The organism is Mesorhizobium sp. M0001 (genome assembly GCF_040324255.1).
Lineage (GTDB): Bacteria > Pseudomonadota > Alphaproteobacteria > Rhizobiales > Rhizobiaceae > Mesorhizobium.
The window spans coordinates 282,348-304,712 of the sequence record NZ_JAMYVS010000002.1; the positions used below are offsets into that span (position 1 = coordinate 282,348).

Here is a 22,365-nt window from a genome sequence, read left to right on the forward strand (position 1 = left end):
TCCTCCCGTTTCTTCTTGTCTGGACGGCGTTTTCAGCCGATCGCCTGCGTCAGCACGTCTTCATGGCTGGCGGCGCGAAAACCGTGGCTGGCGACCAGTTTGCCGCGCCGGAACACGTGCAGCGTATCGGCGAGCTCGTAAACCTCGGGCAGATAGGACGAGATCAGGATGATGCCGGCGCCCTTGGACAACAGTTCCCCGAACAGGCGGTAGATCTCGGCCTTGGTGCCGACATCGACGCCGACGGTCGGCTCGTCGAAGATGAACAGCTTGGCGCCATGCGCCAGCCATTTGCCGATGACGATCTTCTGCTGGTTGCCGCCGGACAGGCTGGAGGCCAGGGCGCCGCGCGTCGGCGTTTTGATGCGGAGGCCGGCGATCTGGCGATCGGCCTCGGCCTTTTCCTTCGCACCGGAGATCAGCATGTTGCTGGAGATGCGCTTGTAGATCGGCAGGTTGAGGTTGAGGCCGACCGGCAGGTTCAGGCACAGGCCCTGGTCGCGGCGGCTTTCCGGCGCCAGCGCCATGCCGAGCTTGATCGCGTCGTGCTCGGAATTGATGTGGACCGGCTTGCCTTGCCAAAGGACCTGTCCGGCCGACTTCTTGTGGCGGCCATAGAGCGTGGTGACGAACTCGCTCCGCCCGGCGCCGATCAGGCCATAGAGCCCGACGATCTCGCCGGCGCGCACCGTCATCGAGACGTCTTCGAAACCCTTGCCCGACAGGTTTTTCGCTTCAACGATCACGGCACCGGGGGTGAAATGCTCCTTATGGTAGACTTGCTCGATCGAGCGGTTGATCATCATCTTGACCAGCTCGGCGTCATTGGTCTCGGCAATGTTGCGGGTGCCGACCAGCGTGCCGTCGCGCAGCACCGAGACGCGATCGGCGAGTTCGAACACCTCTTCCATGCGATGGCTGATGTAGATGATGGTGACGCCTTCGCCCTTGAGCCTGCGGATCAGCGTGAACAGCTGGTCGGCTTCCTTGCGGGTGAGATAGGCGGTCGGCTCGTCGAAGATCAGGAATTTGGTGCCGCGCACGGTGGCGCGGGCGGCGGCGATCAGCTGCTGCTGGCCGATGGTGAGGTCACCCAGCATGACATGCGCCGGCAGGTCGAAGCCGAGACCGTCGATGATCTTCTGCGCTTCCTTGACCATGGCGCGCTGCTGCAGGATGCCGAAGCGCGAATTCTCCTCGCCGAGGAACATGTTGGCGGCGACGGTGAGATGGCGACAGAGCACGACCTCCTGATGCACGGCGTTGATGCCCAGCGCCATTGCCTCGTGCGGGGTTGCCAGCGCTGCCGGCTTGCCCTCCCAGATGACATCGCCGGAGGTGCGCGGCATGACGCCGGTCAGAAGCTTGATCAAGGTGGATTTGCCGGCGCCGTTCTCGCCGACGATGGCGTGGATCTCACCTGCCTTGAAGGCAAGGTGAACGGGCTTCAGCGCATGCGTGCCGGGATAGCGCTTTTCCAGCCCGTGCAGTTCGAGGATCGTCCTGCCGGGCGCTAGCGTTGGGGCCGGGTGCAGTTCCTGCGCCATGGGCGTCATGACAATCCTCCCAGATTGGCCTTACGATTGGCACGTCGCGATGCAGTCAAGCCGCATCGTCGAGGTGATTCAAGCCGGTGGATATTCAAGCTTGTATCCGGTGTTTCCGGGGCGCGAGGCCCCGGAAAGGATTTTTGGTCGACGGGCTCAGAGCTTCGGGTTGAGCAGGGCGTCGATCTTGGGGTCTTTCATGTTTGCCTTGGTCACCAGGTTGGCGCCTGTGTCGACATTGGCCTCGACCTTCTCGCCCTTCGAGGCGGCGAGCGCGGTCTTGATGCCGTCATAGCCCATCCGGTACGGATCCTGGACGACGAGCGCGGAAATGACGCCGTCATTGAGGAACTTGATCAGCTTCTCGTCGCTGTCGAAGCCGACCAGCGCCAGCTTGCCGCCAAGGTTGTTCTCGGCGACTGCCTGACCGACGCCCTGCGCCATGATCAGGTTGGACGCGAAGATGCCCTTGAGGTTCGGGTTGGCGGTGATCAGGTCGGTGGCGATGTTGAGACCGGTCGTTGCCTGGCCGTCGGCATATTTGTCGGCGACGAGCTTCAGCCCCGGATATTTCGCGGCCAGCTGCTCGGTGAAGCCCTGCTTGCGCTGCTCCAGCGAACCGGCGCCCGGCGCGTTGGTGATCAGCGCGACGTCGCCCTCGATCTTGCCGCCATTGGCTTCGCCGATGGCTGCTGCAAGACCGTCAGCGGCGACGCGACCGCCCTGCACATTGTCGGTGGTCAGGAACGAGGTGAACGCCTTGGAGTCGGCGCCGGAGTCGATGCCGATGACCTTGACCTTGCTGGCCGCTTCATCGATGGGCTTGCCGAGCGCCTTGAATTCGGTCGGCGCGATGACGATCGCGGCCGGGTTGCCGGCGACGGCATTCTCGAGGATCGAAACCTGGCCGTTGACGTCGGTTTCAGCCTGGGCGCCGAGTTCGGGTACGTTGACGCCGAGATCCTTGCCGGCCTTGCGGGCGCCGGCCAGGACGATCTGCCAGTAGAAGGACGTGGTGTCCTTGACGATGATCGGAATGGTCACGTCCGCCGCCGAAGCCGGCGCCGTCTGCAGCGTGCCGGCAAGCATCGAGGCGGCAGCAAGTGCCATCAGTGAGCGGCGGTTGAGAATGCTGGTCACGAATTTCATTAGGAATCCTCCCTAGATCGCCCGGTGAAGGTTGCGGAAGCTCCATTTGGATAGGCGCGGCCCAAAAGGAACTTTATCAATAAAAAACAGTTGCCGCTTTTTGATAGTGCATCGGTCCGGCCGACGCAAGCGGTGTTTCATATCGGCCTGCGCATGGCTCGGCGGGGAAACCTCCCTGCCGATCCTCAGTGCCACGTCCAGACGCTCCCGATCCTCCTTGATCATCATGGAATATTAATTCCACCGTCGAGTCAATATGGAATATTCATTCCTTCTTGAGAGCCGTGATCGTGGCGTTTCGTCAGCCGAGCTCCTGAACGATGGTGTAGGGAGTGTAGCGGGCGAATTCCGCTTGCGGCACCTGGACGTTGAACAGGTCGAGGTTGCGCGTCAGGTTGGCGGGCTTGGCCGTTCCGGTCAGCACGCTGGCCACGACAGGCTCCTGCAGCGGAAACTGCAATGCAGCCGCCGCCAGCGGATATCCGCCCTCATCAGCGATTTTCTCCATCGCCCCAACACGCTCGAGTATGTCCTGCGTCGCCGGCAGATAATCGAAATGCGCGCCGTGCACCGGCCCGGTCGCCAGGATGCCGGAGTTGAAAACGCCGCCGATGATGAGCGAAGTCTGTCGCTCACGACACAGCGGCAGCAACTCGGCTTCAGCCGAGCGGTCGAGCAGCGAATAGCGGCTGGCCAGCAGGATGCAGTCGAGCGGCGCTTCGCACAGCACGTCGAGGCAGATCTGCACCTCGTTGACGCCGAGCCCATAGGCGGAAATCACGCCGGACGTTTTAAGCTCTTCCAGCGCCTTCAAGCCGCCGTCGATCAGCTGGCGAAAGTGCAGCTTCGTCTTCTCGACGCCATGTGTGTAGGTGCCGATGTCGTGCACAAACAGGATGTCTATCCGGTTCAGCCCGAGCCGGGCATAGGAGAACTCGACCGAGCGCATGATGCCGTCATAGGAGTAGTCGTAGTCGAGCGCGAAGGGCAGCGGGTCGACATAGGAATGATCGGGAACCTGGTCTTCCGGCACCGGGCGGAACAACCGTCCGACCTTGGTCGACAGCACATAGGAATCCCGCGGCTTGTAGCGCAGGAAATCGCCGGTCCGCCGTTCCGACAGGCCGAAGCCATAGAAGGGCGCGGTGTCGAAATAGCGCAGGCCGGCATCCCAGGCTGTCTGCAGCGTCTCCATCGCCGCTTCGCGCGGACACGCCCGGTAGAGCCCGCCGATCGCCGCCCCGCCGAAGCTTATCTCGGTTACCTCGAGCGCAGTCGTGCCGATGCGGCGTTTGTCCATCCACAGCCTCCCCTTGTGAGCCGTCTTTGCAGCCCGCTTTTTTCGTCGGTGGTTAGAGCGTCGCGCCGAGGTGCCACGGCACGAACTCGTTGTCGCCGTAGCCGAACGCCTCGCTCTTGGTCTTGCGGCCCGATGCCGTCTCGACGATGAGTTCGAAGAGTTCCCGGCCCATGCCGGCGATGGTCTTCTCACCCGAAGCGATGACGCCGCAATTGACGTCCATGTCCTCTTCCATCTGGTGGTACATGGTCGAGTTGGTGGCGACCTTGATCGACGGCGTGGGCCGGCAGCCGAAGCAGGAGCCGCGGCCGGTGGTGAAGACGATGATGTTGGCGCCGCCCGCCACCTGACCGGTCGCCGAGACCGGGTCGTAACCGGGCGTGTCCATGAACACCAAGCCACTGCCGGTGACCTTTTCGGCATAACCGAAGACGCCGTTGAGCGGAGTCTGGCCGCCTTTGGCCACGGCGCCCAGCGACTTTTCCAGGATGGTGGTCAGGCCACCGCGCTTGTTGCCGGGCGAGGGGTTGTTGTCGATCGAGGCGCCGTGCTTGGCGACATGGTCCTCCCACCATTTGACGAAACCGTCGAGCTTCTTGGCGATCTCCGGCGTTGCCGCGCGATAGGCGAGCAGATGTTCGGCGCCATAGATCTCCGTCGTCTCCGACAGGATGCCGATGCCGCCGACGCCGGCCAGGATGTCGACCGCCGCTCCCAGCGCGGGATTGGCGGTGATGCCCGACATGCCGTCGGAACCGCCGCATTGCAGGCCGACGACGATCTCCGAGACCGGGATCGGCTCGCGCTGATACTGGCCGACTTCCTCGGCGATTTCGGCGAGCACGCCCATCGCCTTTTCGACCGATTTGCGCGAACCGCCGGCGTCCTGGATGTTGAAATGGCGTTTTCCCGCCGCCGCACCTTTCTGGCCGTAAAGGGTAAGCTGGTTGACCTCGCAGCCGAGGCCGACCATCAGCGCGCCGCCGAAATTCGGGTGGCGGGTGTAGCCGGCGAGCGTGCGGTGCAGCACCATCATGCCGTCGCCGGTGCCGCTCATGCCGCAGCCCTGGCCATGGACGATCGGGACGAAGCCGTCGATCCCCGGATATTTCGGCAGCAGCACGCGGTTGGCCTCGTCGGCGATGGAGTGGCAGACGGTGGCCGAGCAATTGACGCTGGCGATGATGCCGATGAAGTTGCGGGTGCCGGCACGGCCATCGGCGCGACGATAGCCCATGAATGTCCGGGCGCGGTCAGCTTCGGTGGCGTGCTCGGCCTCGCTCGGCGGCACCACCGGCAGGCGGCCGGATTCAAAAACCAGATTGTGCGAATGGACGTGGTCGCCGGGCGCGATGTCCTGGGTGGCGCGGCCGATGGCCTGGGCATACTTGACCACCGCCTCGCCGGCGGCGATAGGCTTGATCGCCACCTTGTGGCCGGGCTCGATCAAGGCCGTGGCGACGGCGCCGCCGGGCAGAGGGGTGCCGATCTCGATGCGGCCATTGGCGACCGCGACATTGTCGGCGGGGGACAGAAGAATGCTGTTCGAGGCGTTCACGGGCAGTTTCCTGGGTCTGTTCCTGGGGATGCGCGGATTGACACGCGTCTGTTTACATATAATGTCTTTTATCGTGAAAAAACATTTGTGCGTCAATTGTTTTTTCAGGAGGAGACCATGCGTCCGATGGACGCTTGGCTTGTGGGGAGCGGCGTCTGACACGCAGAGCGTTTTGCTTTGCCGGGTGAGCGCCAGGACATATGTGATATCGCGCTTCAAGCCAGCCACAGCAAGCGCCGGCGCGCAACGGGGCAGGGATGTCGAAGAGCAACAACGTCTACAAGGACGCTTACAACAGGGGTCTGCGGCTGCTCGATGAGACGCAGAGCCTGCCGTCGGAGCCGGAGCTGGGCACTTTGCTTGGCGTCAGCCGTACCACCGTGCGCACCATTCTGGCGCGCATGGAAGAGACCGGGCTGATCGCGTGGAACAAACGCAGCAAGACAGTGCTCAGGACGCCGAAGCCGGATGATTTCTTCCCCGAGGAGGAGACAGACACACTGGCCCAGATCATCGAGCGGTCGTTTATGCGCAGGTTGCTGGCCGGCGGCGCCGAGGCCGGCATGCAGATCAACGAGCTCGAACTGGCGCGCGAGATCGGCGTCGGCACCACCAGCGTGCGAGAGTTCCTCATCCGCTTCTCCCGATTCGGCCTGATCGAGAAGCGGCGCAACAGCCACTGGGTGCTGAAAGGATTTACGCGAGCCTTCGCGCTCGAACTCACTGAAATCCGCGAGATGTTCGAGATACGCTCGGCGGCGGCCTTTGCCGCCTTGCCTGGGGACAGTCCGGTCTGGGCGGATCTCGACCGGCTGGAAGACGAGCACCGGCTTCTGGCCAGCGAAATCGCCGTCCGCTTCAACGAATTCTCTGAGCTAGACGAGCGCTTCCACCGGCTGATCCACCGGGCGTCGCACAACCGCTTCATCGTCGATTTCTACGACGTCATCGCCATGATCTTTCACTACCACTACCAGTGGAACAAGGCGCAAGAGCGCGAGCGCAACGAAGTCGCGGTGAGCGAGCATCTCGCCTACATCGCGGCGCTGAAATCGCGCGATCTCGGCAAGGTCGACGCCGCCTGCCGCAAGCATCTGAAGTCGGCACGCCACACGCTGTTGACGTCGATTCCGGAAATCGGCGGCCGCCCGGCTTCCTGAGCGCGACGTCCGAAGGGAGGTTATGCGCACAAGATCTTTGCCTATGCATGTCGTTATCCCAAACCGCAGCGCACTTTTTGGCGACATGGATTGAACGCGCCGCGTTGCCGCAGCGATGATTTGGCGATTTTCCGCCGACATGCCGCGTGCTAGATATCCAAGCGTTGCTGCGTGAAGAGGCAGGTCTTTGGACTTCCGGCGTAAGAGATGGAGCATGACGGCCGCCTTTGTCGCGGCCTGTGTGCTGCTGCTCCAGTCGACGCTCGGCGTGTTTGCCTTCGGCATTGCGCCGGATGCCTCGCAACTCGACGTTTTCGGCAACGTCATCTGTACACATGAGGGGGCGGTCCAGCTTCCCGGCGGCGATCCGCACCAGCAGCATATGCCGGCGTGCTGCATGCTCGGCTGCAGCATGGCCTCCGTCGCCTATGCGCCGCCGGCAGGCGTCGGCCTGGCGCCGGTCAGCCAGTACTTGGAAACAGTCGCTTTTGCCCCGCCGGCAGTCAGGCATCCCGACGTCACGCGCGAGCGCTCTCCGGCCAATCCGCGCGCGCCGCCGCTTGCGGGCTGAAAACCGCCGCTCGCTTTGCGTAACCTGCGCAGGCGATAATCATCCAATGACAAACACGTTCGCAGCCCGACAAACGGCGCGACCTTATATTCATGGAGCCTACCCATGTTCCGTTTTCTTCGTGCCGGCGCGTTGCACCGCAGCACCCGTTTATTCAGCACTATCGAGCAGCGTCTCGGCAGCGCCCTGTTCGCCTTTGCACTGTTGTTCGTCGGCTCCCATTCCGTCCTTGCGCATGAATTCAAGGCCGGTGACATCGAGATCAAGCATCCCTGGTCGCGCGCCACGCCGGCCGGCGCCAAGGTTGCCGGCGGCTATTTCACCATCGTCAACAAGGGCAGCGCGCCGGACCGGCTGCTGTCGATTGCCTCCGATATTTCGGGCAAGGCCGAACTGCATGAAATGGGAGTCAAAGACGGCGTCATGACCATGCGCCCGGTCAGTGGCGGCCTGGATATCCCGGCGGGCGGCAAGATCACGCTGGGTCCCGGCGCCTACCACGTGATGTTCATGGATTTGAAGCAGCCGCCTAAAGAAGGCCAGATGTTTGCCGCCACGCTGACTTTCGAGAAGGCCGGAACCGTGACCGTCGAGTTTGCCGTGCAAGCCATAGGCAGCGCGCCACCCCTCGAAGACAACGACTGACCAATCAATTTGCCAACCGATTTTTCGAGAGGGACCATCATGAACAAGTATCTTTTGCCGGCCGCTGCATTTCTTGTCCTGGGGACGAGCGCTGCCTTCGGCCATATCACGCTCGAAACCCAGGAAGCGCCGGTCGGTTCGACCTACAAGGCCGTGCTGCGCGTGCCGCATGGCTGCGAAGGCAAGGCGACGATTGCCGTGCGCGTGCAGATCCCGGAAGGGGTGATCGGGGTGAAGCCGATGCCCAAGCCCGGCTGGACGCTGCAGGTCAAGAAAGGCAAGTACGAGAAATCCTACCAGCTCTATGGCGAGGCGGTGACCTCGGGCGTCAAGGAAGTCGACTGGAGCGGCGGCAGCCTGCCGGATGAATTTTATGACGAGTTCGTCTTCCGCGGCACGTTGGCCGCCGATCTGCCGGCCGGGCAAAAACTCTATTTTCCGGTGGTGCAGGAATGCGATGGCGCCACCACGCGTTGGATAGAGATTCCGGCGGCTGGTCAGGATGAGGATGCGCTGGAAGATCCGGCGCCCGGCCTCAACCTGCTGCCGAAGAAATGATGCATTGGCGGCGCGCTGCTTCGAAGCGGCGCGCCACTGTTTTGGTGGATGGCATGAACGTGGCCTGTTTCCAGCGGATGGAACGGACAGCCGGCAGGTGCTTCGGCCTGCTGGCCGCGATCCTGCTGCTTGCCGTCCTTGCCACGCCAAACCAGGCCTTTGCCCATGCGGCGCTGATCAAGGCCGAGCCTGCCGACGGCGCGGTTCTGGAGCGAGCGCCGACGCAATTTTCGCTGACCTTCAGCGAGCCTGTGTCGCCGCTGGTGCTGACCTTGGTGCGGCCCGACGGTACGCCTGTCGCTTTGACCTCGTTTCGGTTGAGCGACCAAACGGTTGAGATCGACAATCCACAAAAGCTCGGGCCGGGCACCCATGTCTTGAGCTGGCGGGTGATTTCCGCCGATGGCCATCCGGTCGGCGGCTCGGTGCTGTTTTCCGTTGGCGCGCCAAGTGCGGCGCCGGCGGTGGGGGAAGCTGTCGATATAGATTTGCGGTCAGCGATCTGGACCGGCAAGGTTCTTCTCTACATCGGGCTTTTCCTCGGCATTGGCGGCGCCTTCGCGCTGACATGGCTGGCGCAAGGCCAGCGCTCAGGCCAGCGCTTCGTCATTGCCGCCATCCTGTGCGGGCTGGTCGCAGCACCCCTGTCGCTCGGGTTCCAGGGGCTGGACGCGCTGGGCGCGCCACTCGCCCGGCTGGCGCAACCGGTGGTCTGGCGGACGGCGCTTGGCACCAGCTTCGGCTGGACGGTGCTGATTTCGCTGGCGGCGCTCGGGCTTGGCCTGCTGTCGTTGGTCGGATCGCGTGCTGGCGCCAGGCCGTTGGCGCTCGCCGGGCTGGCCGGTGTGGGTGCAGCCCTTGCCGCCAGCGGCCATGCCAGTGCAGCCGAACCGCAATGGCTGACGCGGCCTATGGTGTTCCTGCATGGCGCCGGCATCGCTTTCTGGGCTGGAGCATTGCTGCCGCTCGGCCTGGCGTTGAGCAGCCAATCGGTGGAAGCCGGGGCGTTCCTGCGGCGGTTTTCGCGCGCGATCATGCCCGTGGTGGTAGTGCTTGCCGCCGCCGGTGTGGTGCTCGCCATCATCCAGGTGCAGACACCGGCGGCACTGGTCAACACCGCCTATGGCCGGCTGCTGCTGATCAAGCTGGCGCTGCTGGTGTTTCTGTTCACGCTGGCGGCGGTCAATCGATGGCGGCTCACCGCCTTGGCCGAGGCCGGAGCGACGGAAGTGCGGCGACGGCTTAGCCGCTCGATCTCAGTCGAAATGCTGATCGTGCTCCTGATCTTCGGCGTTGCCGCCGGCTGGCGCTTCACGCCGCCGCCACGGGCCCTGGCAATCGCCGCGGCACAACCGACGTCGGCCCATATCCACACTATGAAGGCGATGGCCGACATCGACATCACGCCCGGCCATACCGGGGAGGTCACCGCCTCCATCGTCATCATGGATGGCGATTTCGGCCCGCTCGACGCCAAGGAAGTGACGCTGGTGCTGTCCAAGCCCGATTCGGGGATCGAGCCGATCAAGCGTCCGACGACCAAGCCAGGCGACGGCACCTGGCGCGTCGATAATCTCGTCATTCCGATTCCAGGCCGCTGGACGGCGCGGCTCGATATTCTGGTTTCGGATTTCGAAGTGGTAAAGATCGAAGCGCCGATCGATATCCGCGCCGAGTGATATTCAGCCCGCCTACGAAGGGCGCTCAGCCGAGTTCCTGGGCTAACCCGATGAGATGCCCTTCCGGCCCGCGGATGTAGCAGAGCCGATACACGTCCTGGTAACGGACGACTTCACCGGCCAGCTGCGCGCCACGCTTGCGGAGCCTTTCAAGCGTGTCGTCGATGTCGTCCACGGTAAACATGACGCGCAGGTAGCCCAGGGCATTGACCGGGGCGTTGCGGTGATCGGCGACGACCGTCGGCGTGAGGAAGCGGGAGAGCTCGAGCCGGCTATGGCCATCCGGTGTGCGCATCATGGCAATCTCGACGTGCTGATCGCCGAGCCCGGTGACACGTCCGGCCCACTCGCCTTCGATCGTCGCCCGCCCTTCCAGTTCGAGGCCGAGCTCGCGAAAGAAGGCAATCGTCTCGTCGAGGTCATCGACGACGATTCCGACATTGTCCATCCGTTTGACTGCCATAAGTTCAACCTAACGTCATATGTTCGATCGGCAAGGCGTCGCCCGGTCACCAACTGACCCTTCCTGACTCGGTCTGACACAACGCAGACGCAACACAATTCGGCGAGGCGGTTGACGTGGCGCGAAAGGCTCGTCAATCATCTCGCCGAAAAATGGGCATCCCGAAAAACGCGGCCTCAACAAAATCCGAAAGCAGGGAAGAAACGATGGAAAAAGCCGAAATCGGTCTGATCGGCCTTGGCACAATGGGCTCCAACCTCGCGCTCAACATTGCCGAGCACGGGCACCGCATCGCCGTCTTCAACCGCACCAAGGCGCGCACCGATGCCTTCCTCGAAGGCGCCGGTTCGCTCAGGGACATGGTGGTGCCCTGCTACAGCCTGGAGGAACTGGCAGCTGCGATCAAGCCGCCGCGCCCGGTCATCATCATGGTGCTGGCCGGCAAGCCGGTCGACGAACAGATCGAAGCGCTGCGCGGCGTGTTGTCTGACAACGATATCGTCATCGATGCCGGCAACGCCAATTTCCGCGATACGATGCGGCGCTTTTCGGAACTGTCGGGCTCGGGTCTCACCTTCATCGGCATGGGCGTATCCGGCGGCGAGGAAGGCGCGCGCCACGGGCCGTCGATCATGGTCGGCGGCACCGAAGACTCTTGGAAGCGCGTCGAACGCGTGGTGACCGCGATCTCGGCCAAGTTCAAGGATGAACCGTGCGCTGCCTGGCTCGGCACAGACGGCGCCGGGCATTTCGTGAAAACCATCCACAACGGCATCGAATATGCCGACATGCAGATGATCGCCGAGATCTACGGTATCCTGCGTGACGGTCTCGGCATGGGGCCGAAGGAGATCGGCAAGGTCTTCGAGGACTGGAACAAGGGCCGGCTCGATTCGTATCTGATCGAGATCACCGCCAAGGTGCTGGCCGCTGACGATGCAAAGACCGGCAAGCCGGTGGTCGACATCATCCTCGACCGTGCCGGCCAGAAGGGCACCGGCAAATGGTCTGTCATCGAGGCGCAGCAGCTCGGCATTCCGGCGACGGCCATCGAGGCGGCGGTGGCGGCCCGCGTGCTGTCCTCGATCAAGGATGAGCGGCAGGCGGCCGAAAAAGCCTATGGCAATATCGGCGTCACCAAGATCTCCGGCGACAAGGCGGCACTTCTGAAAGACCTGGAGCTGGCGCTGCTCGCCGGCAAGATCGCCGCCTATGCACAAGGTTTCGCGGTGATGAGCGCCGCCTCGAAGGAGTTCAACTGGAACTTGCCGATGCCGACCATCGCCAAGATCTGGCGTGCCGGCTGTATCATCCGCTCGCAGATGCTCGACACCATGGCGGAAGCCTTCGGCTCGGGCGGCGCGTCCACCAACCTTTTGATGGCGCCGGCTTTCACCACCATGATGCAGGAGGCGCATCCGTCGCTCCGGCGCATCGTCGCAAGAGCGTCGGAGGCCGGTTCGCCCGTGCCGGCGCTGGCGTCGGCGCTTGCCTATTTCGACAGCTACCGCCAGGGCCGCGGCACCTCGAACCTGATCCAGGCGCAGCGCGATTTCTTCGGCGCGCATGGTTTCGAGCGCATCGGCGAGCAGGGGGCTTTCCATGGCCCATGGGGCAGCGGCGCTGCCGGCTAGGGTCAGGTGAGGCGGCCTCTCCGGTCGTGCCAGTCAGCCCTGATACGCGACGACGTCGCCTGGCTTGACCACAGTCTGCAAAGAGCCAGGTGCCGCGCCGCCTATCCAGCCCAGCACGGCGCGGGCAAGCTCGGTGCCGGCGAGGCGGAAGTCTTCGTTGACGATCAGCAACTCCCGGCGGAACAGATGCAGCAGTTCCGACGATTGCTTGGACACGACATCGACGTCGCGGCCGAGTTTCAGGCCGGCATCCTCGATGCCGGCGACGATTGCCAGCGTCGCTGCGGCGGCGCTGCTGACGAAACCGTCCGGCCTGACGTCGCGGCGCATCAACTGCGCGGTCCGCGTCCTGATCTGATCGATCGACTGGTCGATCGAAACGGCGTTGAACGGCACTTCGCTGGCGTCGACCTCGCTCAGTGCGTCGGCAAAGCCATTGACCGTGTGGTCGTAATAGGTGAGCCCGACCGGCGGCGCTACCAGCGCCAGCCGGCGCCGGCCGACGCCGGCCAGATGGCGCACCGCTTCGGCGGCGAAGGCGTAATTGTCGAAGTCGTGATAGGGGTGGACAAGCCCCATGTCGGTGCGGCCATGCGTGGCAAAGGGTATGCCGCGCTCCAGCATGTAGCGGGCGCGCGGATCGTTGGGCTGCGTGCGTGAGATGATGACGCCATCGGCCGAGCCGGACTCGACCAGATATTTTACCGGGTCCAGCGGATCCTGCGAGCGCGAGTAGGGCGTGACGATCAGGTGATAGGGTGTGTCGGCAATGACCTCCGAGACGCCGTAGATGATGTCCGAGACAAAGCTCATGATCTCGCGCTCGGTATTGAGCACGAGGCTGATAACATTGGTCTTGCCGGTCCGCAGGCGCACGCCGGCGCGGTTCGGCCGGTAGCCGATCTGCCTCGCGACGAGTTGAACCCGCCGCCTGGTCTCGGCGCCGATCTCGGGTGCATCCTTGAGCGCGCGCGAGACGGTGGTGACGCCGAGCCCGGTCATGAAGGCAAGCGTCTTCAGCGTCGGCCGCTCATGCGCCGACGCCTCGTCGTCCTTGTCCGTCTGGTCCCTGTCCATTCGTCCCGCCCCGTCAGGCGCATAGCAGCCGCCGGACCAGCCGACAATCGCTTCGATGACGATGTGGCACGGTTCTTCGCAGTCAGGCCTCAATATACTGAAACGTTACAGATTTCCAACATCGCAGCGCGTGGGCCTCTCAAGCCATGGTTTTGGCAGAGTTTTGGCGGCCAGAAACGTTGCGCGACCATCAGGTTCGAGACGGTTTTCTTGCGCTGCAGCATGATTTTGCAGCGCAGCACCCGGTTTTGCGCGGAGTTTGCCGGTTTGCACGCAACGAATTTGTTCGCGCCTCGAAAAAACATTCGAGCGCGTTTATCTCAGGGGTTGCACGCACCGCATAATTGCCGTATCGAAAATCTGTAACGTTTCAGATTCTGGGAGGAACCGAAATGCGCTATAGACTTTTGACCGCTGCCCTTGCCGCGACGGCCGCGCTTCAGCTTGCCGGCCCGGCGGCCGCCACCGACCTGGAAGTCACCCATTGGTGGACGTCGGGCGGCGAGGCAGCGGCGGTTGCGGAATTCGCCAAGGCCTTCGACGCCACCGGCAATCACTGGGTCGATGGCGCCATTGCCGGATCCGGCGGCACGGCACGGCCGATCATGATCAGCCGCATCACCGGCGGCGATCCGATGGGCGCCACCCAGTTCAATCACGGCCGGCAGGCCGAAGAACTGGTGCAGGCCGGCCTGATGCGCGACCTCACCGATGTCGCCACCAAGGGCAAGTGGACGGAAATCGTGCGGCCGAAGAGCCTGCTCGACAGCTGCACCATCGACGGCAAGATCTATTGCGTGCCGGTCAATATCCACTCCTGGCAGTGGTTGTGGCTGTCGAACGAAGCCTTCGAGAAGGCCGGCGTGCCGCTGCCGAAGGACTGGAATGAATTCGTGGCGGCAGCGCCCGCCCTGGAAAAGGCGGGCATCATCCCGCTCGCTGTCGGCGGACAGGCCTGGCAATCTTCCGGCGCCTTCGATGTGCTGCTGGCGGCGGTCGGCGGCACCGATGCATTCCTCAAGGTCTACAAGGACAAGGACGCCAAGTTCGCCGCTGGGCCCGAGATCGCCAAGGTCTTCAAGGCCGCCGACGATGCCCGCAAGATGGCGAAGAACACCAATGTGCAGGACTGGAACCAGGCGACCAATCTGGTCATCACCGGCAAGGCCGGCGGCCAGATCATGGGTGACTGGGCGCAAGGCGAGTTCCAGGTTGCCGGCAAGGTCGCCGGCAAGGACTATGCCTGCCTGCCGGGCCTCGGTCTGAACGAAGTTATCGCCACCGGCGGCGACGCCTTCTATTTCCCGCTGCTCAAGGATGCCGACAAGTCCAAGGCGCAGGAGGTGTTGGCAGAGACGCTGCTCGACCCTAAGACTCAGGTCGCCTTCAATCTCAAGAAGGGCTCGCTGCCGGTGCGCGGTGACGTCGATCTCAATGCGGCGAACGACTGCATGAAGAAGGGTCTGGCCATCCTCGCCAAGGGCGCCGTCATCCCGTGGACGGACCAACTGCTTTCGCAGGATACCCAGAAGCAGAAGGAAGATCTCTTCGCCGAATTCTTCGCCAAGCCGGACCTGACCATCGAAGACGCGCAGAAGCGCTTCGCCGACCTCATCGCTTCGGCAGACTGACGTTGGAGGCAATACACCTCGCTCCCGGCCTTGCGAAAGCAGGGCCGGGATCGCACCGCCCTTACCCAGCCGGCTGACGAGATGAGCAAGAGCGAACGCCCCAACCCGCTGTTCCGCAACATCAATGCGAAGGTCGCCTCGATCCCGATGATCCTCACCGCGTCGGTGGTTTTCGTCGGCGGCACCGTCTGGACGGTGTTCTATTCCTTTACCAATTCGAAGCTGCTGCCACGGCTGAATTTCGCCGGGCTCGACCAGTATTACCGGCTGTGGGCGACGCCGCGCTGGCTGATCTCGATCGAGAACCTTTTGATCTACGGCGCGATCTCGCTGGTGTTCTCACTGGTCATCGGCTTCCTGCTTGCAGCGCTTCTCGACCAGAAGATCCGTTTCGAGGACACGTTCCGCACCATCTTCCTCTATCCGTTCGCGCTTTCCTTCATCGTCACCGGCCTGGTCTGGCAGTGGCTGCTCAATCCGGATTTCGGCATCCAGCATGTGGTGCGGGACCTCGGCTGGACGAGCTTCAACTTCGACCCGCTCTACAATTCCAGCATCGTCATCTACGGCATTTCGATTGCGGCGCTGTGGCAAGGCACCGGGCTCATCATGTGCCTGATGCTGGCCGGCCTGCGCGGCATCGACGAGGACATCTGGAAGGCAGCGCGGGTAGACGGGATCCCGATGTGGAAGACCTATCTGTTCATCGTCATCCCGATGATGCGGCCGGTTTTCATCACCACGCTGGTCATCATCGCGTCGGGCATCGTCAAGGTCTACGACCTCGTTGTCGCCCAGACCAGCGGCGGCCCCGGAATCGCCTCCGAAGTGCCGGCCAAATATGTCTATGACTACATGTTCTTCGCACAGAATCTTGGCCAGGGCTTTGCCGCCTCGACCATGATGCTGCTCTCGGTGGTGATCGTCGTCGTGCCGTGGGCCTACCTTGAATTTGGAGGCAGGAAGCGTGGCTGACCCGGCCGTCCCTTTGCCCGCCAGCGCGGGTGCCGCCGAGCGCGAAGCCTCCGGGCCGCGCGGGCCGAAGCCGCGGCATGTCTTCTCGCGCCGCAATATCTTCCTCTATGGCACGCTGATCGTGGTGGCGGTCTACTATCTGCTGCCGCTCTACGTGATGGTCGTAACCTCGCTCAAGGGCATGCCCGAGATACGGATGGGCAATATCTTCTCGCCGCCGCTCGAAATCACGTTCGAACCGTGGGTGAAGGCGTGGGCGACCGCCTGCACCGGCCTCAATTGCGACGGGCTTTCGCGCGGCTTCTGGAATTCGGTGCGCATCACCGTGCCGTCGGTGCTGCTGTCGATCGCGATCGCCTCGGTGAACGGCTATGCGCTTGCCAACTGGCGCTTCAAGGGCGCCGACACATTCTTCGTCATCCTGATCGTCGGCGCCTTCATCCCCTATCAGGTGATGATCTATCCGATCGTCATCATCCTGCGCGAGATCGGCCTCTACGGCAGCCTCAGCGGCCTGGTGATCGTCCATTCCATCTTCGGCATGCCGATCCTCACGCTTTTGTTCCGCAACTATTTTGCCTCGATGCCGGAAGAGCTGTTCAGGGCGGCACGGGTCGACGGCGCCGGCTTCTGGGGCATCTTCCTGCGGATCATGGCGCCGATGTCGCTGCCGATCTTCGTCGTCGCCATCATCCTGCAGGTGACCGGCATCTGGAACGACTTCCTGTTCGGCGTCGTCTACACCCGCCCCGACACCTATCCGATGACGGTGCAGCTCAACAACATCGTCAATTCGGTGCAAGGCGTGAAGGAGTACAACGTCAACATGGCCGCCACCATCCTGACCGGCCTTGTGCCACTCATCGTCTACTTCATTTCCGGCAAGCTTTTCGTGCGCGGCATCGCCGCCGGTGCGGTGAAAGGGTGATGGCGATGACGGCAGTCAACGGCACCAGCGTTTCGATCCAGGACCTGTCCCTGAATTTCGGCTCTGTATCGGTGCTGCAGACCCTCAATCTTGAGGTCGCAGAGGGCGAGTTCATCGTGCTGCTCGGTCCCTCGGGCTGCGGCAAGTCGACCTTGCTCAACTGCATCGCCGGGCTGCTCGATATTTCCGAAGGCCGCATCTTCATCAAGGGCAAGAACGTCACCTGGGAAGAGCCCAAGGATCGCGGCATCGGCATGGTGTTCCAGTCCTATGCGCTTTATCCGCAAATGACGGTGGAGAAGAACCTGTCGTTCGGCCTGCGCGTTGCCGGCGTGCCCAGGGACGAGATCGCCAAGCGCATCGCCCGCGCCGCCGAGATCCTGCAGATCGAGCCGCTTTTGCAGCGCAAGCCCGCGGCCTTGTCCGGCGGCCAACGCCAGCGCGTGGCGATCGGGCGGGCGCTGGTGCGCGACGTCGACGTCTTCCTGTTCGACGAGCCACTATCCAATCTCGACGCCAAGCTGCGCTCGGAACTGCGCGTCGAAATCAAGCTTCTGCATCGCAAGCTGCAGAACACCATGATCTACGTCACCCACGACCAGATCGAGGCGATGACGCTGGCCGACCGTATCGCGGTCATGCGCGGCGGCGTCATCCAGCAGCTCGACGCGCCGCAGACGATCTACAACCGGCCGGTCAACCGTTTTGTCGCGGGCTTCCTCGGCTCGCCGGCGATGAATTTCCTCGAAGGGGAGCTGGAAGCCGGTGCTGCTCCGGCGTTCAGGACCGACGGTGTTTCGGTGCCGCTCGACCGCTATACCTTTGACGGCACGGAGCGCCCGGCCGGCGCTTGCGTGCTGGGCATCCGGCCTGAACACATCGCTTTCGGTGACGCTGCAAAGTCGATGCCGTTTTCCGCCGGCGGTTCGGTCGAGATCGTTGAGCCGATGGGTTCCGACACGCTGGTGTGGACCAAGCTTGCCGGCCGCAACTTCTCCTTCCGCGTCGAAGCGGAACGGACGCTGCGCAGCGGCGATCCGATCCAGTTCGGTTTCGATCCGGCGCGCGCCTCGCTGTTCGACGCTGCGACCGGCAATCGCCTGTGACCCTCTAGAATCATCCGCAAACCATCCTCCCAAGAACGATCCCCCTAAAACGATCTCGCGAAAACGATCCCCCGAAAACATCCCCAAGCCTTAACCACCCAAGAAACGGACAGAGACGATGAACTGGTCATTCCAACTCTACAGCGCCCGCAATTTCCAGCCGTGGGACGGCATCCTGAAAATGCTCGGCAAGCTCGGCTACAAGGAAGTCGAAGGTTTCGGCGGCGTCTATGACGACCCCACGGCGTTCCGCGCCGAACTCGACAAGAACGGGCTTTCGATGCCGACCGGACATTTCTCGATCGATGCGCTGGAGAATGATTTCGACGGCGTACGCAAAACAGCCGACGCACTCGGCATCACGCTCGTTATCTGTCCCTATCTGCTGGCCGAGCAGCGGCCGGCCGACGCTGCCGGCTGGCGCGGCTTTGGCGAGCGTCTGGCCAAGGTCGGCGAGACCGCAAAAAAAGCCGGCTACGGCTTTGCCTGGCACAACCATGATTTCGAGTTCAAGACACTCGCCGACGGCTCGGTGCCGCAGGATCACATCCTGTCGGCTGCGCCCGACATCGGCTGGGAGATGGACGTCGCCTGGGTAGTCCGCGGCGGCGTTGATCCGCTGCCGTGGATCGAAAAGCACGGCAAGCGCATCAGCGCCGTCCATGTCAAGGACATGGCCAAGTCAGGCGAAGGCCTTGACGAGGACGGCTGGGCGGATGTCGGCCACGGCACCATCGACTGGGCCGGCCTGATCAAGACACTTCGGGCGAAGAGCGCGGCCAAATATTACGTGATGGAACAGGACAACCCCAACGACATCGAGCGCTTCGCCAGCCGCTCGCTCGCATCCGTCAAGGCTTACTAGGAACAATCATCATGGCAAAGAAACTGGGTATCGGCGTCATCGGTTGCGGCAACATCTCGAAAGCATATTTCTCGCTGGCGCCGCTGTTTCGCGGCATCGAGATGCGCGCCTGCGCCGACATCAACATGGACGCGGCGAAGGCACGGGCGAAGGAGTTCAAGCTGCGCGCCGAGACCGTCGAAGAACTGCTCAAGGATGACGAGATCGACATCATCGTCAACCTCACCATCCCGGCGGTGCACTACGGGGTGTCGAAGCAGATCCTCGATGCCGGCAAGCACGTCTATTCGGAAAAGCCGTTCGTGCTGTCGGTCAAGGAAGGCCTCGACCTCAAGAGCCGGGCCGAGAAGAAAGGGCTGCGCATCGGTTCGGCTCCGGACACTTTCCTCGGCGGCGCGCACCAGCTGGTGCGCAACCTCATCGACACCGGCGCGCTCGGCAAGATCACCAGCGGCACCTGTCATGTGATGGGCCACGGCATGGAGCACTGGCACCCCAATCCCGATTTCTTCTTCCAGCCGGGCGCCGGGCCGGTGCTCGACATCGGGCCTTACTATATCACCAACCTGATCCAGCTGATCGGGCCGGTGAAGCAGGTGGCGGCCTTCGCGACGACGCCTGCCAAGGAACGCACGATCTCGTCGAAACCGCGCGCGGGCGAAAAAATCCCGGTCAACACGCCGACGACGATCCACGGCCTGCTGGAGTTCGAGAACGGCGCCGTGGTCACGCTCAACACCAGCTGGGACGTTTGGGCGCATGGTCATGCGCCGATGGAACTCTATGGCGAAACGGGCACGGTGTTCGTGCCGGATCCGAATTTCTTCGGTGGCGACGTGCGCATAACCGAGGCGGCAAAACCGGTGAAGAAACTGCCGAAATGGCAGCATCCGTTCGGCGTGCCCAACGAAATGCACGGCCAGGGCATGATGGCCAACTACCGCACAGCAGGCCTTGCCGACATGGCGCTGGCGATCGCCGAGGGCCGGCCGCATCGTTGCTCGATGGAGCTCGCGCTGCATGCCGTCGACGTCATGACCGGCCTGTTGCGGTCGGGCGAGACCGGCAAGTTCGTCGCCATGCAGACCAGCTGCGAGCGGCCGGCTGCACTCGGCGTCAAGGACGCAAAAGGACTGTTGGCGAAGCAGAAATGAGGTCGAAGGGTGTCGCCGCCCTCGCGCCGACACCCATACAATCCAGGATCTGTACCCATGCGCTGGCAGCCGGCTGAACACCGCTATGAGAAAATGCTCTACAACAGATGTGGGGGATCCGGCCTGAAACTGCCGGCGATCTCGCTCGGCCTGTGGCACAATTTCGGCAACGACACGCCGCACAAGACCAAGCAGGCGATCGCGCGCAAGGCCTTCGATCTCGGCATCACCCATTTCGATCTCGCCAACAATTACGGTCCGCCGCCGGGCTCGGCCGAGATCGCCTTCGGCGAGATATTGCGCACCGACTTCGCCGGCTATCGGGACGAGCTGATCATCTCGACCAAGGCGGGCTATGAGATGTGGGCAGGGCCTTATGGCGAATGGGGCAGCCGCAAATATGTGCTGGCGAGCCTCGACCAGAGCCTGAAGCGGATGGGGCTCGACTATGTCGACATCTTCTATTCGCACCGCTTCGATCCGGATACGCCGCTTGAGGAAACGATGGGCGCGCTCGACCATGCGGTGCGTTCCGGCAAGGCGCTCTATGCCGGCATCTCGTCCTACAATTCGCAGCGCACGCGCGAGGCGGCCGACATATTGAAGCAGCTCGGTACGCCCTGCATCATCCATCAGCCGAGCTATTCGATGCTCAACCGCTGGGTCGAAGAGGACGGACTGCTCGATACGCTGGAAGGGCTCGGTGTCGGATCGATCGTGTTCTCGCCGCTGGCGCAAGGCATGCTGACCGACAAATATCTCGGCGGCATCCCCGAGGGTAGCCGCGCCAGCCAAGGCAAGTCGCTGCGGCCCGCCTTCATCAACGAAAAGACCATCGCTAACATCCAGGCGCTGAACGCGATCGCCGGCAAGCGTGGCCAGACGCTGGCGCAGATGGCGCTGGCCTGGGTGCTGCGCAAGGGCCGGGTCACCTCGGCGCTGATCGGCGCCAGCCGGCCCGAACAGGTCGAGGACTGCGTCGGCGCGCTCAAGGTGCTCGAGTTCAGCGATGCCGAGCTCGCCGAAATCGACACTTACGCACGCGAGTCCGACATCAATCTGTGGGCGGCGTCGGCCGAGCGCAAAGGCCCGCCGCGGAAGTAAGCGGAACAGCCGGCACCGGACATGAATCAAAACGGCGGGAAAGATCCCGCCGTTTTGCGTTTATCAAGCTTCGGGCCCGTTCAGGGCTTCTTGGCCGTGCCGAGACCGGCCTTGGGCGCCGCCGCGGCTGCCGGAGCCGGGGTCTTCATCTTGGCTTCGATCCAACCCGTATAGTTGGCCAATCGCGTGTAGATGCCATAGGCATTCTTGTGGCCGCAAGCGGCGGTGCCGTCGGACGGACCTTCGCCCCAGGAGACGACGCCGACCTGGACCGGACCGTTGGCGCCGGTCATGAACAGCGGACCGCCGCTGTCGCCGTTGCAGGCGTCGCGTTCGCCGCTGTCGGTGCCGGCGCAGATCATGTTCTTGGTCAGCGGATCCGACATATCGGCGGCGATCGCATTGGCGGCGGCATCGATGCCCTTTTCCGAATAACGCATCCGATGCGAGAGATCGCCAAGTGCCGCCTTCAAGTCATGCGCATAGATCGACTTGATGCCGCTGTTGCAGGCAGCGCTCGGCTCGAGATCGAGATCGGCCACCATCAGCGCGGTCGGGAAGGTGCCGTCCTGCATCTTGCCCCAGCCGATGACCGTGGTCTTGCCGCTGTCTGGCGTCGGCTCATTGGTGATCTTGATGACCGGCGCATCGGCGGGCTCCGCCAGCCGGAGCAGGCCGAGATCATTGTCCAGCGTCTGTTCGCTATAGCCCTCGTTGACGATGACCTCGACCACCTTGTAGCGCTTGCCTTCGGTAAGATCGGTGGCGCCGGTCAGCACGGTCACCGTGTCGGGCGAAATCGGCCGGCCCTTGTCGTTGAGGCAGTGCGCCGCCGTCAGCACCCATTGCGGCGCGATCAGGCTGCCGCCGCAGAATTGCGCGTTTGGCTGCGAGGCCGGGCTGGGGTCCAGCCGGGCGCTGGTCAGCAGCGCCACCTGGAACGGATAGGCCCCTTTGTCGGCTTCCTTGCCGCCATAGACGCGGTCGGCGCCGTCGGGATTCTCGGCCTTGGCCTTGTCCCGGGCTTCGGCAACGCGCTGCATCGGCGAGACCGCCGCTTCCGGCCTGGCGGCGTCGTCGGCTGCATAGAGCGCGTCGACAGCGGGGAAAGCGGTCGCGATGCCCAGCAGCGATGCAGCGGCAAGCGGCCTGAACCGATGGATAATGTTCACCTTGAAACCCTCCTGAGATGAAAAATGCCGAGCCATGCCGCCATGACGCATAACCAACAGAAGCGGTACCGGTACCTCGATCGCCTTCT

21 protein-coding genes are annotated in these 22,365 nt (G+C 63.1%); 13 read left to right on the forward strand and 8 right to left on the reverse strand.

Features of this window, described 5'->3' with window-relative positions:
* Positions 1-32 precede the first annotated feature (32 nt).
* The 5 genes from NKK50_RS06340 to NKK50_RS06360 form a co-directional block, all read right to left on the reverse strand.
* Entirely contained in the window at positions 33-1,556 is a 1,524-nt protein-coding gene (locus NKK50_RS06340) for a sugar ABC transporter ATP-binding protein (RefSeq protein WP_023828310.1), read from the reverse strand.
* A gap of 147 nt (positions 1,557-1,703) precedes the next feature.
* Complete coding sequence (locus NKK50_RS06345) at positions 1,704-2,696, reverse strand: ABC transporter substrate-binding protein (protein WP_023686618.1); 993 nt, start codon at positions 2,694-2,696, stop codon at positions 1,704-1,706.
* Between the two features lie 12 nt (positions 2,697-2,708).
* Positions 2,709-2,924, reverse strand: coding sequence for a hypothetical protein (locus NKK50_RS06350; protein WP_352543192.1), 216 nt, complete (start codon positions 2,922-2,924; stop codon positions 2,709-2,711).
* 73 nt (positions 2,925-2,997) lie between these two features.
* Complete coding sequence (locus tag NKK50_RS06355; RefSeq protein ID WP_023686616.1) at positions 2,998-3,996, reverse strand: aldo/keto reductase; 999 nt, start codon at positions 3,994-3,996, stop codon at positions 2,998-3,000.
* A 52-nt stretch (positions 3,997-4,048) separates the two neighbouring features.
* The gene (locus NKK50_RS06360) at positions 4,049-5,554 is read right to left on the reverse strand and encodes a UxaA family hydrolase (RefSeq protein ID WP_352543193.1); all 1,506 of its coding nucleotides are present in this window, start codon (positions 5,552-5,554) and stop codon (positions 4,049-4,051) included.
* Positions 5,555-5,811: 257 nt separating this feature from the next.
* Here NKK50_RS06360 and NKK50_RS06365 point away from each other — a divergent pair, with 257 nt between their 5' ends.
* From NKK50_RS06365 to NKK50_RS06385, 5 genes are all read left to right on the forward strand, one after another.
* A complete protein-coding gene (locus NKK50_RS06365) occupies positions 5,812-6,714 on the forward strand; it encodes a GntR family transcriptional regulator (RefSeq protein WP_023683019.1) in 903 nt (300 codons plus the stop codon).
* A gap of 214 nt (positions 6,715-6,928) precedes the next feature.
* Positions 6,929-7,285 carry a DUF2946 family protein gene (locus NKK50_RS06370; RefSeq protein WP_023683020.1) on the forward strand — a complete coding sequence of 119 codons (357 nt, stop codon included), beginning with the start codon at positions 6,929-6,931 and terminating at the stop codon, positions 7,283-7,285.
* A gap of 105 nt (positions 7,286-7,390) precedes the next feature.
* Positions 7,391-7,930, forward strand: coding sequence for a copper chaperone PCu(A)C (locus NKK50_RS06375; protein ID WP_023698175.1), 540 nt, complete (start codon positions 7,391-7,393; stop codon positions 7,928-7,930).
* A gap of 39 nt (positions 7,931-7,969) precedes the next feature.
* Positions 7,970-8,488 (forward strand): YcnI family copper-binding membrane protein, encoded by a 519-nt coding sequence (locus tag NKK50_RS06380; protein WP_023683022.1) that lies wholly within the window; start codon positions 7,970-7,972, stop codon positions 8,486-8,488.
* 53 nt (positions 8,489-8,541) lie between these two features.
* Positions 8,542-10,167, forward strand: a complete 1,626-nt coding sequence (locus NKK50_RS06385) for a copper resistance CopC/CopD family protein (protein ID WP_050589048.1) — start codon at positions 8,542-8,544, stop codon at positions 10,165-10,167.
* A gap of 25 nt (positions 10,168-10,192) precedes the next feature.
* On the opposite strand, the gene NKK50_RS06390 is transcribed toward NKK50_RS06385, so the two are convergent.
* The gene (locus NKK50_RS06390; RefSeq protein ID WP_023692002.1) at positions 10,193-10,630 is read right to left on the reverse strand and encodes a VOC family protein; all 438 of its coding nucleotides are present in this window, start codon (positions 10,628-10,630) and stop codon (positions 10,193-10,195) included.
* A 206-nt stretch (positions 10,631-10,836) separates the two neighbouring features.
* Between NKK50_RS06390 and gnd the strand changes: the two genes are divergently transcribed.
* On the forward strand, positions 10,837-12,264 hold the full coding sequence (gnd, locus tag NKK50_RS06395; RefSeq protein WP_031355663.1) for an NADP-dependent phosphogluconate dehydrogenase: 1,428 nt from the start codon (positions 10,837-10,839) through the stop codon (positions 12,262-12,264).
* A 33-nt stretch (positions 12,265-12,297) separates the two neighbouring features.
* Here the strand turns inward: gnd and NKK50_RS06400 are convergent, their stop codons facing one another.
* Positions 12,298-13,341, reverse strand: a complete 1,044-nt coding sequence (locus NKK50_RS06400; RefSeq protein ID WP_023824641.1) for a LacI family transcriptional regulator — start codon at positions 13,339-13,341, stop codon at positions 12,298-12,300.
* 392 nt (positions 13,342-13,733) lie between these two features.
* Between NKK50_RS06400 and NKK50_RS06405 the strand changes: the two genes are divergently transcribed.
* The 7 genes from NKK50_RS06405 (at position 13,734) to mgrA (ending at position 21,104) form a co-directional block, all read left to right on the forward strand.
* The gene (locus tag NKK50_RS06405) at positions 13,734-14,972 is read left to right on the forward strand and encodes an ABC transporter substrate-binding protein (protein ID WP_023683028.1); all 1,239 of its coding nucleotides are present in this window, start codon (positions 13,734-13,736) and stop codon (positions 14,970-14,972) included.
* 81 nt (positions 14,973-15,053) lie between these two features.
* The gene (locus NKK50_RS06410; RefSeq protein ID WP_023683029.1) at positions 15,054-15,947 is read left to right on the forward strand and encodes a carbohydrate ABC transporter permease; all 894 of its coding nucleotides are present in this window, start codon (positions 15,054-15,056) and stop codon (positions 15,945-15,947) included.
* Positions 15,940-16,875 carry a carbohydrate ABC transporter permease gene (locus NKK50_RS06415; RefSeq protein WP_023669802.1) on the forward strand — a complete coding sequence of 312 codons (936 nt, stop codon included), beginning with the start codon at positions 15,940-15,942 and terminating at the stop codon, positions 16,873-16,875. Before NKK50_RS06410 ends, NKK50_RS06415 begins: the two co-directional genes overlap by 8 nt.
* A 5-nt stretch (positions 16,876-16,880) precedes the next feature.
* On the forward strand, positions 16,881-17,981 hold the full coding sequence (locus tag NKK50_RS06420; protein ID WP_352543305.1) for an ABC transporter ATP-binding protein: 1,101 nt from the start codon (positions 16,881-16,883) through the stop codon (positions 17,979-17,981).
* 118 nt (positions 17,982-18,099) lie between these two features.
* Positions 18,100-18,846: a sugar phosphate isomerase/epimerase family protein gene (locus tag NKK50_RS06425; protein ID WP_023669800.1), complete on the forward strand. Its 747-nt coding sequence runs from the start codon at positions 18,100-18,102 to the stop codon at positions 18,844-18,846.
* A gap of 11 nt (positions 18,847-18,857) precedes the next feature.
* Positions 18,858-20,000, forward strand: coding sequence for a Gfo/Idh/MocA family protein (locus NKK50_RS06430; RefSeq protein WP_023700131.1), 1,143 nt, complete (start codon positions 18,858-18,860; stop codon positions 19,998-20,000).
* Between the two features lie 57 nt (positions 20,001-20,057).
* On the forward strand, positions 20,058-21,104 hold the full coding sequence (mgrA, locus tag NKK50_RS06435; RefSeq protein WP_023700130.1) for an L-glyceraldehyde 3-phosphate reductase: 1,047 nt from the start codon (positions 20,058-20,060) through the stop codon (positions 21,102-21,104).
* A gap of 80 nt (positions 21,105-21,184) precedes the next feature.
* Here the strand turns inward: mgrA and NKK50_RS06440 are convergent, their stop codons facing one another.
* Positions 21,185-22,276: a S1 family serine peptidase gene (locus tag NKK50_RS06440; protein ID WP_352543194.1), complete on the reverse strand. Its 1,092-nt coding sequence runs from the start codon at positions 22,274-22,276 to the stop codon at positions 21,185-21,187.
* Between the last annotated feature and the right edge of the window lie 89 nt (positions 22,277-22,365).

Excerpts from the sequence above, each read along its gene's own strand:
- NKK50_RS06340 (WP_023828310.1), bottom strand. The coding sequence starts at position 1,556 with ATGACGCCCATGGCGCAGGAACTGCACCCGGCCCCAACGCTAGCGCCC.
- NKK50_RS06345 (WP_023686618.1), bottom strand. The coding sequence starts at position 2,696 with ATGAAATTCGTGACCAGCATTCTCAACCGCCGCTCACTGATGGCACTT.
- NKK50_RS06350 (WP_352543192.1), bottom strand. The coding sequence starts at position 2,924 with ATGATGATCAAGGAGGATCGGGAGCGTCTGGACGTGGCACTGAGGATC.
- NKK50_RS06355 (WP_023686616.1), bottom strand. The coding sequence starts at position 3,996 with ATGGACAAACGCCGCATCGGCACGACTGCGCTCGAGGTAACCGAGATA.
- NKK50_RS06365 (WP_023683019.1), top strand. The coding sequence starts at position 5,812 with ATGTCGAAGAGCAACAACGTCTACAAGGACGCTTACAACAGGGGTCTG.
- NKK50_RS06370 (WP_023683020.1), top strand. The coding sequence starts at position 6,929 with ATGACGGCCGCCTTTGTCGCGGCCTGTGTGCTGCTGCTCCAGTCGACG.
- NKK50_RS06375 (WP_023698175.1), top strand. The coding sequence starts at position 7,391 with ATGTTCCGTTTTCTTCGTGCCGGCGCGTTGCACCGCAGCACCCGTTTA.
- NKK50_RS06380 (WP_023683022.1), top strand. The coding sequence starts at position 7,970 with ATGAACAAGTATCTTTTGCCGGCCGCTGCATTTCTTGTCCTGGGGACG.
- NKK50_RS06385 (WP_050589048.1), top strand. The coding sequence starts at position 8,542 with ATGAACGTGGCCTGTTTCCAGCGGATGGAACGGACAGCCGGCAGGTGC.
- NKK50_RS06390 (WP_023692002.1), bottom strand. The coding sequence starts at position 10,630 with ATGGCAGTCAAACGGATGGACAATGTCGGAATCGTCGTCGATGACCTC.
- gnd (WP_031355663.1), top strand. The coding sequence starts at position 10,837 with ATGGAAAAAGCCGAAATCGGTCTGATCGGCCTTGGCACAATGGGCTCC.
- NKK50_RS06400 (WP_023824641.1), bottom strand. The coding sequence starts at position 13,341 with ATGGACAGGGACCAGACGGACAAGGACGACGAGGCGTCGGCGCATGAG.
- NKK50_RS06405 (WP_023683028.1), top strand. The coding sequence starts at position 13,734 with ATGCGCTATAGACTTTTGACCGCTGCCCTTGCCGCGACGGCCGCGCTT.
- NKK50_RS06410 (WP_023683029.1), top strand. The coding sequence starts at position 15,054 with ATGAGCAAGAGCGAACGCCCCAACCCGCTGTTCCGCAACATCAATGCG.
- NKK50_RS06420 (WP_352543305.1), top strand. The coding sequence starts at position 16,881 with ATGACGGCAGTCAACGGCACCAGCGTTTCGATCCAGGACCTGTCCCTG.
- NKK50_RS06425 (WP_023669800.1), top strand. The coding sequence starts at position 18,100 with ATGAACTGGTCATTCCAACTCTACAGCGCCCGCAATTTCCAGCCGTGG.
- NKK50_RS06430 (WP_023700131.1), top strand. The coding sequence starts at position 18,858 with ATGGCAAAGAAACTGGGTATCGGCGTCATCGGTTGCGGCAACATCTCG.
- mgrA (WP_023700130.1), top strand. The coding sequence starts at position 20,058 with ATGCGCTGGCAGCCGGCTGAACACCGCTATGAGAAAATGCTCTACAAC.